The organism is Aurantimicrobium photophilum, assembly GCF_003194085.1.
GTDB classification, from domain to species: domain Bacteria; phylum Actinomycetota; class Actinomycetes; order Actinomycetales; family Microbacteriaceae; genus Aurantimicrobium; species Aurantimicrobium photophilum.
The window spans coordinates 1,462,534-1,478,921 of sequence record NZ_CP023994.1 but is presented as its reverse complement, the minus strand read 5'-3'; the positions used below and the strand labels follow the sequence as shown (position 1 = coordinate 1,478,921).

Genomic DNA, 16,388 nt, shown 5'->3' with positions numbered 1-16,388 from the left:
TGTAAAGCTCACGTTAACAACTCCTGAGTGCGAACAGGGGAATATTCAGGATAATCTCAGTTTCAGAACTCGCTTTGAGAATTTTTTTGCGATACCCTAGGGGGTATACAGATTGACCGAAGGGTCATCGCTAACACGGAGGTAATTATGTGTAGTCCAGCCAAGTGCGGTTCATGCGGCAAGACCACCTGGACCGGTTGTGGCGAGCACATTGAGGAAGCGCTTCAGGGCGTAGCTCAGGCTGACCGCTGTACCTGTAACTAGGTTTCACACAAAGAACGGGTCCCTCTGGGACCCGTTCTTGCGTTAACCCGACGCCCTCTGCTGGGAGGGCGGAGGAATTAGTAGGACGCTGCGTACTCGGTGATTTCCCACTCAGTAACTTCGCGGGTGTTGGGGTCGTCAACCGAAGCTTCGTAACGAGCAATTTCGTCACGCTTGAGCACCATGAACACGTTGATGAGTTCCTGTGACATCTGCGTGCGCAGTGCGTCGTCTTTTTCGAGCGCATCGAGTGCCTCGCTAAAGGTCTCAGGAAGGATCTCGGCACCTTCGTTGTCGTAGGCCATGCCCACGGCGTCGGGTGGACATTCCAGCTCGTTCACGATGCCATCCAGGCCTGCGGCCAGGATTGCTGCGATGACGAGGTAGGGGTTGGCTGCGCCGTCGCCCACGCGAATCTCGAGACGAGTTCCCTGGCCGCGCTCAGGTGGAACGCGAACCATGCAGGAACGGTTGTCATAGCCCCAGTTGGAACGGTAGGGGGCGAGAGTGTCAGGGCCCAGACGCTTGAACGCGTTCACGGTGGGGTTGGTGAAGGCGGTCAGTGCGTTGGCGTGCTTGGTAATACCGGCAATGAGCATCTTGGCTGCAGGGGAGAGATGACCGCGGCCGTCGTGCATCTTGTTGATGCCGTCGGCATCAGTGACAGAGAAGTGCAGGTGGAAACCAGAGCCACCTTCATCGCTCCACGGTTTACCCAAGAAGGACGCGTGCTTGCCGCGCTTGGCAATGATGTCCTTGACGGCAGTCTTGAAGAAGAAAGTGCGGTCAGCAGCATCGAGCGCTTCGCTGTGCCAGAGGTTAACTTCGTACTGCGCTGGGCTGAACTCGTGGTTACCGGCAAAGGCACCGATGTTGAGGTTATCGAGCATGCGCATGAGGTGCAGGAAGTCGCCGTCGGGGTCAACCAGAGTTCCGGTCATATAGACGCGGCCGGTTTGAGACAGCGAACGGGTGAAGTTGCCTTCTTCATCCTTGTTGGCAATGTAGAACTCGAGCTCTGGGCCAACGACGGGGTGCAGACCGAGAGCGTGGTAGCTCTCGATCACCTTTTGCAGCACCGAACGAGGAGACATCAGGTTTGGCTTACCGTCCGGGTTGAAGGCGTCACCAATGACATAAGCAACACCGGGTTCCCATGCCAGGGGGGAGATGGTGCCGGGCACAATCTGGGTTATGAAGTCCTGCAGACCGTCGTTGGCAATGCCGTTTGCTTCGTGGAATTCGCCACCGGTGGTGGTGGTCCACACGCCCTGGCTGAACGCGGGGCCGTTGTGGCAAGCCTTGTCGAGCTGACTGACCAAGATGTCCTTTGAACGAGGAATACCGAGAACATCCGAGAACATGACGCGCAATACATCAATCCCGCGCTCTCCGAGGTCATCTCGAAGTTTGGTCAGATCGTTAACCATTGCAACTCCTTTGTGGCAAGTTTGGTGTCATAACGCTATCGTTAGGGTACTAACGAATAGTACCGATTCGCTAGAGAACTTCAAAATAATTGGCACATATTGTTATGTGTACTCATTCTGTATCCAAGGAGCTCACTGTGAAAGCCCTCGTTATCCAGCACGACCACGTCAGTCCCACTGGACCTGTGGGTCGTCGGCTTGAGCACCACGGCTTTGAAATCACTGAGTTCCTTGTTGTTCCCGAAGATCTCTTCTCCACCCCCAACATCACCGTGGAGTTTCCCCACTTTGATGACTTCGATCTCATCGTGCCCTTGGGTGCTCCCTGGGGTGCATGGGATAACGCCTGCATTGGCAATTGGCTCGAGCCTGAGCTGGAACTGGTCAAGAACGCCGTCTCGTCAGGCAAGCCAGTGCTGGGCATTTGCTTTGGTGGTCAACTCATTGCCCGCGCCATGGGTGGAACCGTGGGCCCTGCACCACAGTTCGAAATTGGTTGGACCAACATCTGGAGTGACCGCCCCGAGCTCGTCTCGAACGGTCCCTGGTTCCAGTTCCACTATGACCGCTTCACTGTTCCTCCTGGTGCGGTGGAGATTGCACGCAACCCAGCAGCACCTCAGGCTTTCATCATCAACAAGACCCTGGCTGTTCAATTCCACCCTGAGCTGGAGTCACCAGGTCTCAAGGGATGGCTGGACTGGGGCGGCGATAAGAAGGTGATCGAGGCAGGCCTCGATCCCGTCATCCTGCAGGCCCAGACCGTTGCTGAAGATTCAGCAGCCGAGAAGCGCACCTATGCTCTCGTTGACGCTTACTTGAAAGACGTCGCCGGACTTATTTAGAGGCGAACGCCTTCACCTGCTCAGCAAAAGCTGTGGCAGTTTCGTGTGCCTGGCGACGGTACTCGAGGAAGTTCTCGTGGCTCAGGCGCATTTGCTCCGCCACGTCGATGCCTTCCTTCTCGAAGTACTTTCGGTAGGTGGTCAACCAGGCGAGCTGCTGGTTCAGGCCCACTTCTAAGTGGAACTGAGTAGCCCACGCTGCGTTGCCCACTCGGTATGCCTCGATGATGCCGTTGGTCTCACCCAGCAGAGTGGCTGACTCTGGAAGCTCATAGCTGTCGTAGTGGAAGTGAAAACCTTTCAGGCCGCCACTTATAGAAGCGAATACAGGATCTTGTTTCGCTTCAGGTTTCATCACAACTTCGGTCCAGCCCAACTCGGGCACAGGTGAGGGCTTGAACGATGCTCCAGCTACCGAAGCAAGAAGTTGAGAGCCGAAGCACAGTCCAAAGAATGGAGTTTCGGATTCGAGCGCGTATTCCACAATCTTGCGCTCGTAGGGCATCCATTCAGTTGTGGCTTCATCCAGGATGCCATTGTGGGCGCCGAGCGAAATGATTCCGGAGTACTGTGCCAACTCATCGAGTGCCGGACGAGAGTCAAAGTCTTTGGCAGCATCCCAAGTGTCCAGAAACAGACCTGCTTCCGCCAGCGGTACGGCAAATTCATTGAGGTTGTCATCGACGTCATGAACGATGACAAGTACACGGGGAGCAGTCATGGATATCAGCCTAAGTCAGCGTGGAGTGGTTATGTGAGGAGAATGCAGAACGGCTCCCAGTTAGCGGGAGCCGTTCTGCAGGAGGCCACACGAGGGTGAGACGTCCCTCGTTGTGTGAAGTCCTAGCGCGTGGTGACCTTGACGGGCATGCGCTTGATGCCGTGCACGAAGTTCGAACGCAGGAAGTCAACTTCACCGGTGCGCTCAACCTTGTCGACGCGACTGATGAGGTCTTCGAACATGACGCGCAGCTCGATGCGAGCCAGGGAGTTACCCAAGCACATGTGGGGGCCACCGCGACCGAAGGTCACGTGCTCGTTGGGGTTACGAGTGACATCCATCTTGTTAGGGTTCTCGAAGACGGACTCGTCGCGGTTGCCGGAGGCAAACCAGGCGACCATCTTCTCGCCCTTCTTGATCATCGATCCGTTGAAGTCCACGTCCTTGGTCGCGGTGCGACGGAAGTGGTAGACGGGGCTGGCATAGCGGAGGAACTCTTCAACAGCCCAGGGGATCAGCTCTGGGTTCTCCTGGAGGAGAGCAAGCTGGTCAGGGTTGTTGATGAGGTTGTTCATGGTGTGAGTGATGGTGTGACGAGTGGTCTCGTTACCAGCCACAACCAAGAGCAGGAAGTTGGTGTGGAAGTCACGGTCTGACAGTGGGATGCCATCCGAAGGCTCTGAGTTGACTAGAACAGAAACCAGGTCGGTTCCGTTCTTTCCTAGACGCTGGCGACGAAGTTCGTCACCGTATTCGAACACCTCGAGTGCAGCAGGTGAGCGGAAGGGCAGGTTCTTGTATTGCTCGCTCTCTTCTGAATTGATGAGAACGTCAGCGTGCTCAGGGTCGGAGAAGCCCACCATGCGGTTACCCCAGTCAATGAGCTGACCGGTGTCGGAGTCGGGCACATCCAAGATCTTGGCGAGCACGCGAATGGGGAAGTCAGCGGCAACGTCTTCGACGAAGTCGAACTCGCCCTTGGCGAATGCATTGTCGAGGGTGCTGGCGGTGAGACCGCGGAGGAAGTTCTCGTAGCGGGCAACAGCAGCAGGAGTGAATTCGAACTGAATCAGTCGACGCATGGCGCGGTGACGAGCACCGTCGGTCTCGAGAAGTGAACGGCGTGCTTCTTCTTGCTCGGGGGTAACTTCTTCGAGGTTGGTGAAGCGTTCGCTGGTGAATGTCTCGGAGTCGCGGAGGACCTTCACGATGTCGTGGTAACGAGTGGCAGACCAGAAACCGCTGCCGTCTTCACCTTCGTCGCTGAAGTGAGCGGGGGTGTTGGTGCGGATTTCTTCAAACGCCGCCCAAGGGGCACCGTTCTTGAACAGGTCCAGATCGGCCAAGTTGTAGGGCGACGATGGCTTCATCGAAGTCTCCTCGTTGAGATTGTTCGGATACGAATAATCTCAGGATAACCCCATCACCCCGAGGTAAGTCAAGTTCTTCCATGAGATGTCGCGTGTGCTGGCATAAACTTGAGGGACACTCACAGGAAAGAGAAATCATGGCAGGCAGTCACACCCTGGCTGAGACAGAGTCTCAGATCACCAGTCGCCTGAGCCACATGACCCTCGACTTCGAGGCCATGGCGGTCATGTCGAATCTCTTCCGTGCAGCCAGCGCCGTGCGCAACCACTTTGAGCGAAACGTGCTCGCAGAAAGCGGCCTGAGCTGGACAGCTTTCGTTGTGCTCTGGGTGACCTGGATCTGGGAACCTGCAGAAACTCGTGACATTGCCGAGGAAAGCGGAATCTCAAAGGCAACTCTGACCGGTGTTCTCAAGACTCTCGAGAAGATGGGCTTGGCAGAGCGTTCACGTAGTGAAGCTGATGGCCGTCTGGTGCTGGTGAACCTCACCGACAAGGGTCACAAGCTGATGGAGAAGCTGTTCCCTGCGTTCAATCGTCAGGAAATTGAAATCTCGTCCAACATTCCTGCCGCTGATCGCGGCCGCTTCGCAGACATGTTGCGTCTGCTCACCAACTACACCGAAGCGCAAGCAAAGTAGTTAGCGCGAAGCTCCATAGCTGGCAGCTTCGCTGACAAAGCGCTCAAAGAGTTCTGCTTGGGGCTTATTGGTGTCGAAGTTGTCCTCGGGGTGCCACTGCACACCGAAGGCCCAGCCGGCAGCGTCAATCTTGATGGCTTCGACATCACCCTGTGCTGAGCGAGCAATCACTTCGAGACCTTCGCCGAGAGTGTCAATGACTTGGTGGTGGTAGCAGGAGGCCTCGACCTGGGCTGAACTCAAGCCCATCTCGGAGTGATACTTCTCAATGGTTACCGGAGCAACATAGTGCTGGTGAGGCTCATCCATGTGTTGAACGAGTGTGCCGCCACGCGCCACGTTGGTGATCTGGGTGCCACGGCAAATGGTGAGCACGGGCATACCGGTGCCGAGGGCATAGTTGACCAGGGAGATATCTACCTCGTCCGCCAGATCGTCCACGTCATAGACGTGGTCAGAAGATACTTCTTGTCCGTAGCTGCCGGGGTTCACATCAGCACCGCCGGGCATAAGCACGCCATCAATACCCTCGAGGCGCTCAGCCCAATTGCTTCCCGCAACGGGGAGGAAGGTCAAAGGTTCTCCACCAGCTGCCCAGACTGCTTCGGCAAGTCGACGTGCGGTGATGACGGCGGCATAGCGCGTGGCAGAAGTGTTCTCTGCAAAGCGGGCAAGAATGGCGATTCTCGGGCGGGCCATCAGGCACCTTTCGCAATAAAAAAGAACTTTTACCTTGTGTGACTTTTATATCCTAGTAATAATCATTAGTATACGAATGATTACTTCAACACAAAGATGTGAGGACATTACCCATGACCACAATTAGCGTCGCCGGTGCCGAGATTGACACCCGCCACTACATTGGCGGCCAGCGTGTTTCCTCCGCAGAGACCTTCACCAACACCTCTCCCATCGATGGCACCTTCCTCGGCGAGATTTCTCGCGGTGGTCAGGCAGAAGCAGACGCAGCGGTAGCCGCTGCGCGCGCTGCCTTCCCCGCCTGGGCTGCACTCGGTCCCCAGGGTCGTGGAGTACTTCTTCACAAGCTTGCCGACTTGATCGAAGAGAACAACGAGACTCTTTCCCAGCTCGAGACCATGGACAACGGTTCGCTGCTTCGTTCACACCGCCGCGGTGTGATGCCTCGCGTGGCCATGAATATTCGTTTCTTTGCTGACTGGGCCATTAACGAACTGCACCACGAGAAGTTTGAGACCCGTGGCCACACCAACAACGTCAGCTGGGACCCCTCCGGTGTTGCTGTTCTGATTACCCCCTGGAATGCACCTCTCATGCTCGCCACCTGGAAGATTGGTCCTGCTCTCGCAGCAGGTGACACTGTCGTGCTCAAGCCTGCTGAGTGGACACCGCTGAGCGCATCGTTCTTTGCAGACCTGACCAAACAGGCTGGTATTCCTGACGGCGTATTCAATGTTGTGCAGGGTTATGGCAAGGAAATCGGGTCGGCACTGGTTGCTCACCCCGATATCAACCGCATCTCGTTCACCGGTTCGGTTCCCACCGCCAAGGTGATTGCTCGCGCAGCAGCAGATAACCTCACTCCTTGCTCCTTCGAGCTCGGTGGCAAGAGCCCCATGATCGTGCTCGAAGATGCTGACCTCGACCTCGCAGCTGAGATTGCTGTTGAGCAATACGACAACGCGGGCCAGGTGTGCCTGTCCGGAACCCGCATCTTTGTGCACGAGAACATCGCTGATGAATTCGCCAAGAAGTTTGGTGAGAAGGCTGCTGCGATCAAGCAGGGTGACCCTCGCGATGAAAACACTGACATCGGTCCTCAGATTCACCAGGTCCACTTCGACCGCGTGAAGGGATTCGTTGACCGTGCCAAGGCAGAAGGTCAAGAGATTGTCTGGGGTGGTGAGCCCAACGACGCGCTCGGTGGACTCTTCTTCAAGCCCACGCTTGTGAAGAACCCCACCGAAGGCTCCGAGATTGTCACCAGTGAAATCTTTGGCCCCGTGCTGTGCATGATGACCTTCAAGACGGATGAAGAAGTCATTGAGCGTGCTAACGGCACCGAGTTCGGACTTGCAGCTGTTGTTGTCTCCGGCAACCAAGAGCACGCCAAGAAGATCACCGATGTGCTGGTTGCCGGCACTATCTGGGTCAACTGTTTCTTTGTGCGCGACCTTCGCGCACCCTTCGGAGGCTCGAAGAAGTCAGGTATTGGTCGCGATGGCGGCACCTGGTCCTTCGACTTCTATGCAGATGTTAAGAACACCGTAGTTTCACCAAATGGATGGAAGGAATAACCATGGGCGAAGTAGTAGGCGCTGCAATTCTTGCGCACGTACCCACTGTCATGTTGCCTAAGGAGACTCGTCTCGAGCTCAATGACGGCAAAGAGATCTCACTCGTTCCCGGTTTCGAAAAATTCCGTAAAGACGTCATGGAGAAGCTCGATTACGACACCGTGATTGTGCTCGACTCGCACTGGGCAACCACGGTGGAGTTCGTCATCACCTCCCACGATCACCGTGAGGGTAAGTACACCGCAGAAGAACTTCCTCGCGGAATGTCCCAGATTCCTTACTCGTTCAAGGGCGACCCTGAACTTGCTGAATCTGTGGTCAAGTATGACGAGAAGAACGGAACCTGGATTACCCCTATTTCCGACCCCTACCTGCCCATCATGTATGCCACCGTGAACCTGTGGGACTACCTGGGCAAGGGCCTCGACAAGCGCTGGGTATCTGTCTCGGTTTGCCAGACCGCCACTACCGAAGACTTCCTGCGTGCAGGTCGTGCACTCGGTGAAGCTATCCGTGACTCGGACCGCAAGGTTCTGCTGTTGGCGTCGGGTGCGCTCTCGCACACCTTCTACAAGCTGCGCGATCTGCGCAAGCACGAAGCAAGCGATCCCATCCACATCTTCTCTCCCGAAGCACGTGCTGCCGATGAAGAGCGCATCGAATGGTTCAAGGCCGGAGATCACAAGCGTGTTCTCGAGACCATGCCTGAATTCTTGAAGTTCAAGCCCGAGGCAAACTTCAGCCACTACCTCACCATGGCTGGGGCCATCGGCGAGGAAGCCAACACCTCCAAGGGCGAGATGTACTCTGACTACGAGAACTCCGTCGGCACCGGCCAGGTTCACATCTACTTCCCGAAGCCAGAAGGCGGCTTCCCCCAGCCAAAGGACATGGTTCTCTCTCGTGACTGAATATCGTCGAATCCTGCTTGACGGCGCTGCTGTGCAAACCGTGCGCGACGGAGAGTTCCTTGTTGCCGCTGACGGTCGTCGTGTGGCTATTGAGGATGCGCAGCACCTGCCACCATCGGAGCCCACCAAGATCATCGCTGTTCACTTGAACTACGACAGCCGCACCAAGGAGTTCATGACCAAACTCCCAGACGCACCCACCTACTTTCACAAGCCCATCACGGCCATCAACAGCCACAAGGGTGCTGTTGTGCGCCCCGAAGGCTGCAAGTGGTTGAACTATGAGGGTGAAATCGTCATCGTGATCGGCAAGACCTGCCGCAACATCAGCCCCGAAGAAGCCGGTGACTACATCGCTGGTTACACCGTGGGTAATGACTATGGCCTGCACGACTTCCGTGACACGGACGCTGGCTCCATGCTGCGCGTGAAGGGTTCGGACACCCTGGCACCCGTCGGCCCTGGTCTGGTTACTGACTGGGACTTCCGCAACAAGATGATCCGCACCTATGTCAACGGTGAAGTCAAGCAAGAAGACAACACCGACAACATGGAATGGGACATGCACTACCTGGTTGCAGATATTGCTCGCACCATCACCCTGGTTCCTGGTGACATGCTGTTCTCTGGCACTCCCGCATTCTCTCGTCCCGTTCAGCCCGGCGACATCGTCGAGGTTGAGGTCGAGGGTCTTGGTCGCTTGACCAACCACATCGTTGTTGGACCAACTCCAATTCGCACAGACGTGGGTGCACAGCCCACCGAAAGCGAAGAAGTTATTTCGACCGCCATGGGTGGTGACTGGGAATTCCGTGGAATTCGCACACCCTCCAAAGACCTTTACCCATCCACTGTGGAGGAAAAAGAATAATGATCAAGATCAACGTCGACATGGACAAGTGCCAGCACTACGGACAGTGCGTCTTCGAGGCACCCAATGTCTTCCGTCTCAACGATGACGACAAGCTCGAATACCACGCCACCGCTGAAGACAGCGAGCGTGACAACGTTCAGGCTGCTATCGATGTCTGCCCCATGCAGGCCATCTTTATCGTCGACTAAGGAATTCTCATGACGCGCCCCGTATTAATCATTGGCGCTTCTATGGGCGGACTTCGCGTAGCAGAGTCGCTGCGTCGAAGCGGTTATGCCGGTCCTCTTGTAGCCATCGGTGAGGAAACACACCCACCCTATAACCGACCACCCCTGTCCAAAGAGGTGCTCGCAGCTGACGTGAACCACGAAGCTGTTGCGTTCCCCCTCGGAGACGCTGTCTCCGACGTGGAATGGATTTTGGGGCGCAAGGTTGACCGTGTTGATCTGGAAAACCAGATCGTCACCGACGACTTAGGAGTTGAACACTCCTACGAAGCACTGATCATTGCGACGGGACTTCGTCCACGTCGTGTGGATCTGCCGGGCATGCCAAAGAAGGGGACTCACGTCATTCGATCACTGGATGACGCGATTGCTTTGCGCTCGGAGATCTCTGAAGGAACTCGTGTTGTTGTCTATGGCGCAGGTTTCATTGGGTGTGAAGTGGCTGCCACAGCCAAGAAGCTGGGCGCTCACGTCACGGTCATTGGTAAGGGACCAGTTCCTTTGCTTCGCCCGCTGGGACTTGAGTTAGCCAAGGACATTCAGGCCCGCCAGGAAGCACAGGGAGTGAACTTCTTTATGGGTTCCACTATCACCAAGGTCACCGGGGGTGACCGGGTGGAGAGCGTGCTGCTGGACTCGGGTGTGGAGCTCTACACCCAGGTGCTCATAGAAGCCATTGGTTCAGAGCCCAACCTAGAACTGCTCCACGACAACGACGTCGACCTCGACGGCGGTGTGGGAGCAGACACCAACCTGCGCGTACTCAAGAAGGACGGAACTCCCTGGGAGAACGTCTACGTCGTCGGTGACGTGGCACGCTTCCCGATTCCTCAGTTCTGTGACTACTCACGTCGCGTTGAGCACTGGAACATTCCCACCGAGATGGCCCGCAAGGTGGGTAAGGAAGTTGCACTCCAGCTTTCCAGTGATGCAGATGCTTTTGCTGAAGAGCTGGCCAAGCCCTTCGCTCCCATTCCCTCGTTCTGGAGTGACCAGTTTGATGTGAGCTTGCTGGCGTATGGCTTGATTGATCAAGCCGACGACATCCAACTGCTGGAAGGTGAAGCAGGCGGAGATTGCATCTATGGCTACTACAAGCGCGGTGACCTGGTGGGTGTCTGCGGAGTAGGTATGAGATCGAAGGTTATGGGCTACCGTAGCCAAGTGGGCTTAACGCGCCCTTAGTTCGTGCAGGACGATCTGCACATTACGAAAGGTTTGGCTATGACTACTACCGTTCGCGCAATTGGGGCTGCCGCTGAAGGCGCCAAGATGGCTCCCATGGACATTGTCCGTCGCACCCCCGAGGACACTGACGTCCGCATTGCGATTACACACTCCGGCATTTGCCACTCAGATATCCACACTGTTCGCGGTGAATGGGGCGACCGTCCCTACCCCCTCGTTCCTGGTCACGAAATTGTGGGAACCGTTCTTGAAATTGGTTCTGCCGTCACCAAGTACAAGGTTGGCGACATCGTTGGCGTCGGCGTCATCGTGGACAGCTGTGGTGAATGCGACAACTGTGTCAACAAGGATGAAAACTACTGCACCGGTCCCGTTGGTCCACGCCTGACCTATGGTGAAGCAGAACCACAGCTTCCTGGTCAAGTCACTCAGGGTGGATATGCCCAAGAAATCGTGACCACCGAGAACTTCGTCTACCGCATCCCTGAAGGCCTTGACCTTGCTGGTGTTGCGCCACTGCTGTGTGCAGGAATCACTGTCTACTCTCCCCTCAAGCACTGGGGTGCAGGCCCTGGCAAGACCGTCGGTGTTGTCGGTATCGGTGGCCTGGGACACATGGCTGTGAAGTTCTCTCACGCACTCGGCGCACACACTGTCGCTCTGACCTCAAGCCCAGAGAAGGTCGCCCTCGGCACCTCACTTGGTGCAGATGAAGTTCTCGTCACTTCTGACAAGGAGGCCATGAAGGGTGCTCGTCAGAAGTTTGACCTGATCATCTCGACGCTTCCTGGCGATCACGACATGAACCCCTATCTTGATCTGCTCACCCTGGATGGCACTTATGTCATCGTGGGCGCGGTCAACGACATGACTCAGCCATTCTCGCTTCCTAAGCTCATGATGCGTCGCCGCTCGATTGCCGGCTCGCAAATTGGTGGCACCGTGGAGACTCAGGAAATGCTCGACTTCTGTGGCACGCACAACATCGTTGCTGACGTCGAGGTCATCAAGGCGGACTACATCAACGAGGCTTATGACCGCGTTGTTGCCGGTGACGTGCAGTTCCGTTTTGTGATTGACGCCACAACCATCTAGTACTGATGCCTCAACTGAACTTCATTTCTCCCGACGGAGAAAAGCACACGGTTGAGGGCAAGCTCGGTGACTCCGTCATGGACGCCGGTGTTCGCAACGTTGTCCCGGGAATGTTCGGGCTGTGTGGTGGGGCATTAGCGTGCGTGACATGTCACCTGCTTGTCGACGACAGCACCGCTTCGCGGTGCACTCCCATGCAGGACTTTGAAGACGAGATGCTCGATGGCACTGTCACGCCCAGGCACGCGAGCTCACGTTTGAGCTGCCAGATCGTCATCACAGAAGAACTGGACGGCGGCACGTTTATCGTGCCCGAGAAGAACTACTAAGTGCTGGCTCATCTCTTTGGTTACCCTCTGGAAGCGTCAGTGGCTCTTCGTAGTATTCGTCTGTGTATGTGTTTATTGATGATTCAGGCGATGCCGGGTTTCGGCTTGGAGAAGGCTCTTCAGATTCATTAGTTATCGCTTGCTGTGTATTTCCAGACGCAGATTCTGCCGAGCTTGCGGCGGACGAAATTCGAAAAATTCGCAGTGAGTTGGGTTGGCATACCTCTCACGAGTTTAAATTTTCAAAGACTCGGGCAGACATAAGAATGCAATTTCTGGTTCGACTTGCGAAACAGAACTTCTTTATCAGGGCCATCGTGTTGCCAAAAAAAGATATAGATTCTGACTTTTTGAAAACAGAACATAAATCCTTTTACAACTTTGCAATCCAGTCCGTGTTGAGTAACTCGGGCGGGACAATACAGAATGCATCAATCAGAATTGATGGCTCCGGTGGCCGGGAATACCGAAAGGCAGCAATTGCGTACTTCCGCAGAGAGTCACAAGCTAAGGATGCCGGGATAATTCGCAAGGTAAGTTTTGTCGACTCACATAGAGATCAGTTAATCCAACTTGCTGACATGGTTGCTGGATCAATCCGATGTTCACACGATTCAAACCGGGTCGATTCAGGCCAATACCTGGGAGCCCTCAACGCACGAATACGAGACCCACGATCTGATATTTGGGTTTTTGGTGTTCCGCGTTAAAAGCGATTCGCCCCCTAGCCGAAAATGGCACGCACACCATACGGAGGCAGTTCGGGAAGCGAATCTTTGTATTTCAAGTATTACAGCCCCTACTGACACTTTCAAGCTGTGGGTCGAAAATGCGGAGTACTAAACCTTGGGCTGCTGCTGCGTAATGCAGTGAATGCCGCCGCCGCGGGCGAACATCTTTTGTTAAGCAGAGCTCCCTTTTGCCGCTATGTGAGAAGTATCACTCTCGCTTCTTAAGGAAGTTAAGGAGATACCGTTCTTTCATATTCAGTGCGGTAATTATCACTCCGGAAAAGACGCCAATCAAAGCGAAAACAACAATTTGAGCTGTTACCAAATTAATTGTGTGTAGGTTATCGGAATATTTACCCGAAATGAGAAATCCTATGGAGACTGACACAATTGCTCCGGGAATTGCCCAAATAGATTGTTCCAGTATCTGCATCACTACTAATTGAGAGTTTCGCATTCCTGAATGCAACATGGAAGAAAACTCAAGTCGCCGGAGCCATATAGAACTGGCACCTAAAGCAAGTCCTGTTGTGAGTGCCAATAAGTAGTTGAATTTGCTCGTTCGGGAAGTGAATAATTTCTCCCCATCAAACGAGTTTCCTAATGTGGTGTTTAGTTGAGAAATTTGTGGAATGACATCTTCTGCCCCACTGTCTGGGATAACAACAGTATTGAGAAGTGAATTTGCCTCAATTGATTCTGGCCAAGAGATGAGCCAACATTCGTCGTAGGGCTTCGTGTCGACGAGTTCGGGCGAAATGATTGCATACCCGAATCCACCTCTTCTTCCATCATCTGGATATTCATACACGCCTGAAATATTAAGCTCACCCTGACTTGTCGAAAGCTTGTTGCCGTTACCTAAGAGATATTCGTATGCGGGCTTCCCCATCAATACACCAGCATTTGCTGTGTTTTGAGGTTTGAATTGGGCGGTATCGAGTATCGCCAAAATTCCCGTACTTGCGACATATTCTTCAATCGGAATTGAACTCATGACGGTAGGTCGAAGACCCGAATCAATTTTTCGTATTGCCGCGCTTGAGATACCGAGATTACGTGAAAGAGATTCACAGCCAGCTCCGTCTATTCTTCCTTCAGCAGAGACGTAGCGGATATTTGCGCCAGATTCTTGATAATTAACTGCTCCTACTTGAACGCTGTCGATTACTAGCACTTCGTGGACTACGAGGACGGATAATAAGCAGGTAAACAAGGAGAAGATTAAGCCGGTTTTGGAAGTTCCAGAGAGAAGATTTCTTTTAATTTCACGACTTATCCCGATAGAAAGCAGGGGTCTTTTCATTTTGGATGAGACCTTTTGCCCAAATCAAGAAACTGGTTACACGCCGCAATAGTTTCAGGATCATGTGAAGCAACAATGACGACTGTTCCGGTTTTACTGATTGCGGAAATTGCGCTGTTGACTGATCTGGCACTTGCGCGATCCAACTGAGCAGTGGGTTCGTCGACGAGCAACATTGCTGGATTTGTAGCTAACGCCCGAGCCAACATGAGTCTTTGAGCCTCACCCCCGGATAAAGCATGGAAAGGTCGACCATCACGTAGCTCGGATAATCCCACTAGCTCACAGAGCTCAATGGACACTAAATCAGCAGCTTCAGGGCTCTCGCCTCGTGCGATCAGGGGAAAGCCAACCTGATCGATCGCCGATCGCTTGGGGACCCCGAAGGGGTTTTGAAAAACCCATTGTGTGGTGCCACTAATACTTTTTTCGATATGGCCCTCGGTCGGAGTAACCCAGCCAGCAATCGTTGTCAGGAGTGTGCTTTTTCCACTACCGCTTGGACCTGTTATCGCACAGCTTTCTCCCGAAGCTATTGATAGATCAATGTTTCTATAGAGCCAATGTGACGTTGCAGTGAACCGGTGGCCCAATCCAGACAATTTGACCGCACCCTCAATTACTTGCATGATTCTTGTCCGGTGGGCACAGTGAGCACTCTAGGAATAGCTTCTTTGTCCGAAACTGGATTGATGAAAGTTTGCCCAAATTTCGATCCAACGATGGTGACCTTATAAATTGAGGCATTTGATTTCACGCACGCTGTTTTTTCCTCGATACCAAAAAGAGTGACCGGTGATACCGCAGTTAATTTCTGAGGAGTAATCAAGCGGATGATGCCAGGTCTGACAGCTTCAAATTTATCTGTCGCGCTGATGGCAGATTTGTATTCCGGTGAATTCCTGATTGCTTCAAGAGCGGCATCGTTAACAGAGGAACTGTTTTCATCTAATTCAACCTGCACGCCCATTACTTCAAGAAATCGAAGTCCCAAAAGTGGAGTGATCGGGTAATCCACTATGTGGACCGCCAAGAGTTGTCCTTGAATCGAAGCAAAATTTGATCCGGGCTCAATGATTTCTCCAACATGAAGCAAACATTTGTTCAACAAAACATTTTGTTCTGGAATCCATACAATTCGTTCAAAAGGAATTTCAGTCAAACGCGTTCGTGATGATTCAAATCCTGAGAGTAAAGCTGAAACCGATGCAATGAGCTTGGAATCGACTGAGCCTTCACTAGGAATCTCTATTCCTAAAGCGATAAGGCTCTGTCTTAGAGCAATGACATCTGGACCAGTGTCGCCGAATACAAGATTGCGCCACAGTGGCATAGAAGTATTGAGAGCAAGTAAGGCTTGTCCATCAATCGACAGGGGTGAACTTCCAGAGGAAATTGCTGCACCTTCTATGCAGTCACTTCGAGTGAGCCTCCCCCCGAGTAATGAACTCAATGGGACATCTGCCCCGATTTTCAGAGACACCTGGACAGTTTGTGGGTCATCAAAAGTTACTATTTCGGATGTGTAAGTTTGCTCAGGAGTAGGCGTTCGTAGTGACAGGGGCGCATTGACAGGAAACAGCAGAGCGCCAATAACGGCGCCAAGGATCGCAACTGTTATTCCGGCCATTGCGTAAATTGTGTAATTGACTTGCGGTTTCTTAGCCAACGAATGTTCCGCTCGGATCTGCTTCGCAAAATTGAACTGCGGTTACAGCAGTGGCTTCATCTACGAGTGCCAGCTCTGTAATGGGATACGTGCGGTAATCTTTCACACTGAAATTCGAAGGAACGATCCCTGCTCGAATAATGCAAGACACTATTTCTTCACTTCGATCTTTATTAGTTGGACTTGATCGCAACTGATAATAAAGATGAATTATGGCATTCACACCAGAAGTTGAAGAGCACCTATCAGCAATTTCGTTTGCTGTGCTTGCGCCCATAGTTTCTGGGAAACCGAAATCGAACCCTCCGCCAACATCAAAACTAGTGAATGTAAGTTGATTTCCTTGCATGCAATTTCTGAATTTTTCAGTAACCGCCTGCATTTCTATTTCACTAATTTGTTCGTCGGCTAGAAATGATTGAATCTCAGGTGTCGGCGCTAAAGAATATCGAGTACGGAATTCCTCCGCCCACGGACCAGAGAAACTAGGCATGCCAGATTCCAAGTTGGT

18 protein-coding genes are annotated in these 16,388 nt (G+C 53.5%); 10 read left to right on the top strand and 8 right to left on the bottom strand.

The window, feature by feature from the left end:
• Positions 1-341 precede the first annotated feature (341 nt).
• On the bottom strand, positions 342-1,694 hold the full coding sequence (locus tag AURMO_RS07420; RefSeq protein WP_110234557.1) for a glutamine synthetase family protein: 1,353 nt from the start codon (positions 1,692-1,694) through the stop codon (positions 342-344).
• A gap of 137 nt (positions 1,695-1,831) precedes the next feature.
• Here AURMO_RS07420 and AURMO_RS07415 point away from each other — a divergent pair, with 137 nt between their 5' ends.
• Positions 1,832-2,539, top strand: coding sequence for a type 1 glutamine amidotransferase (locus AURMO_RS07415; RefSeq protein ID WP_110234554.1), 708 nt, complete (start codon positions 1,832-1,834; stop codon positions 2,537-2,539).
• On the opposite strand, the gene AURMO_RS07410 is transcribed toward AURMO_RS07415, so the two are convergent.
• Together AURMO_RS07410 and AURMO_RS07405 are read right to left on the bottom strand one after the other, a co-directional pair.
• Positions 2,532-3,260: a type 1 glutamine amidotransferase gene (locus AURMO_RS07410; protein ID WP_110234552.1), complete on the bottom strand. Its 729-nt coding sequence runs from the start codon at positions 3,258-3,260 to the stop codon at positions 2,532-2,534. The two genes, AURMO_RS07415 and AURMO_RS07410, sit on opposite strands and share 8 nt — an antisense overlap.
• Positions 3,261-3,382: 122 nt before the next feature.
• On the bottom strand, positions 3,383-4,630 hold the full coding sequence (locus AURMO_RS07405; RefSeq protein ID WP_110234549.1) for a cytochrome P450: 1,248 nt from the start codon (positions 4,628-4,630) through the stop codon (positions 3,383-3,385).
• 137 nt (positions 4,631-4,767) lie between these two features.
• Here AURMO_RS07405 and AURMO_RS07400 point away from each other — a divergent pair, with 137 nt between their 5' ends.
• Positions 4,768-5,271 (top strand): MarR family winged helix-turn-helix transcriptional regulator, encoded by a 504-nt coding sequence (locus AURMO_RS07400; RefSeq protein ID WP_110234546.1) that lies wholly within the window; start codon positions 4,768-4,770, stop codon positions 5,269-5,271.
• Here AURMO_RS07400 and AURMO_RS07395 read toward each other — a convergent pair whose 3' ends face one another.
• The gene (locus tag AURMO_RS07395; protein WP_110234543.1) at positions 5,272-5,970 is read right to left on the bottom strand and encodes a gamma-glutamyl-gamma-aminobutyrate hydrolase family protein; all 699 of its coding nucleotides are present in this window, start codon (positions 5,968-5,970) and stop codon (positions 5,272-5,274) included.
• A gap of 113 nt (positions 5,971-6,083) precedes the next feature.
• On the opposite strand from AURMO_RS07395, the gene AURMO_RS07390 reads away from it, so the two are divergent.
• From AURMO_RS07390 to AURMO_RS07355, 8 genes are all read left to right on the top strand, one after another.
• Positions 6,084-7,547 (top strand): aldehyde dehydrogenase, encoded by a 1,464-nt coding sequence (locus AURMO_RS07390; RefSeq protein WP_110234540.1) that lies wholly within the window; start codon positions 6,084-6,086, stop codon positions 7,545-7,547.
• Positions 7,548-7,549: 2 nt separating this feature from the next.
• Positions 7,550-8,458, top strand: a complete 909-nt coding sequence (locus tag AURMO_RS07385) for a DODA-type extradiol aromatic ring-opening family dioxygenase (protein ID WP_110234538.1) — start codon at positions 7,550-7,552, stop codon at positions 8,456-8,458.
• Positions 8,451-9,329, top strand: a complete 879-nt coding sequence (locus AURMO_RS07380; RefSeq protein WP_110234536.1) for a fumarylacetoacetate hydrolase family protein — start codon at positions 8,451-8,453, stop codon at positions 9,327-9,329. The genes AURMO_RS07385 and AURMO_RS07380 overlap by 8 nt, the downstream gene beginning before the upstream one ends.
• Positions 9,329-9,520: a ferredoxin gene (locus tag AURMO_RS07375; protein WP_110234534.1), complete on the top strand. Its 192-nt coding sequence runs from the start codon at positions 9,329-9,331 to the stop codon at positions 9,518-9,520. Before AURMO_RS07380 ends, AURMO_RS07375 begins: the two co-directional genes overlap by 1 nt.
• 9 nt (positions 9,521-9,529) lie before the next feature.
• Entirely contained in the window at positions 9,530-10,744 is a 1,215-nt protein-coding gene (locus AURMO_RS07370; RefSeq protein WP_110234532.1) for an NAD(P)/FAD-dependent oxidoreductase, read from the top strand.
• A gap of 39 nt (positions 10,745-10,783) precedes the next feature.
• Positions 10,784-11,842 (top strand): NAD(P)-dependent alcohol dehydrogenase, encoded by a 1,059-nt coding sequence (locus tag AURMO_RS07365; RefSeq protein ID WP_110234530.1) that lies wholly within the window; start codon positions 10,784-10,786, stop codon positions 11,840-11,842.
• Between the two features lie 5 nt (positions 11,843-11,847).
• Entirely contained in the window at positions 11,848-12,171 is a 324-nt protein-coding gene (locus AURMO_RS07360; protein WP_110234528.1) for a 2Fe-2S iron-sulfur cluster-binding protein, read from the top strand.
• A gap of 62 nt (positions 12,172-12,233) precedes the next feature.
• Positions 12,234-12,881, top strand: a complete 648-nt coding sequence (locus tag AURMO_RS07355; protein WP_110234526.1) for a DUF3800 domain-containing protein — start codon at positions 12,234-12,236, stop codon at positions 12,879-12,881.
• Positions 12,882-13,110: 229 nt separating this feature from the next.
• On the opposite strand, the gene AURMO_RS07350 is transcribed toward AURMO_RS07355, so the two are convergent.
• From AURMO_RS07350 to AURMO_RS07335, 4 genes are read right to left on the bottom strand one after another with little or no spacing between them, the layout of a single operon-like run.
• Positions 13,111-14,208: a hypothetical protein gene (locus AURMO_RS07350; protein WP_162532704.1), complete on the bottom strand. Its 1,098-nt coding sequence runs from the start codon at positions 14,206-14,208 to the stop codon at positions 13,111-13,113.
• Positions 14,205-14,837, bottom strand: coding sequence for an ATP-binding cassette domain-containing protein (locus AURMO_RS07345; protein WP_110234522.1), 633 nt, complete (start codon positions 14,835-14,837; stop codon positions 14,205-14,207). Before AURMO_RS07345 ends, AURMO_RS07350 begins: the two co-directional genes overlap by 4 nt.
• On the bottom strand, positions 14,828-15,877 hold the full coding sequence (locus tag AURMO_RS07340; protein WP_162532703.1) for a hypothetical protein: 1,050 nt from the start codon (positions 15,875-15,877) through the stop codon (positions 14,828-14,830). The genes AURMO_RS07345 and AURMO_RS07340 overlap by 10 nt, the downstream gene beginning before the upstream one ends.
• Positions 15,870-16,370, bottom strand: a complete 501-nt coding sequence (locus AURMO_RS07335; protein ID WP_110234517.1) for a hypothetical protein — start codon at positions 16,368-16,370, stop codon at positions 15,870-15,872. The genes AURMO_RS07340 and AURMO_RS07335 overlap by 8 nt, the downstream gene beginning before the upstream one ends.
• Positions 16,371-16,388 lie beyond the last annotated feature (18 nt).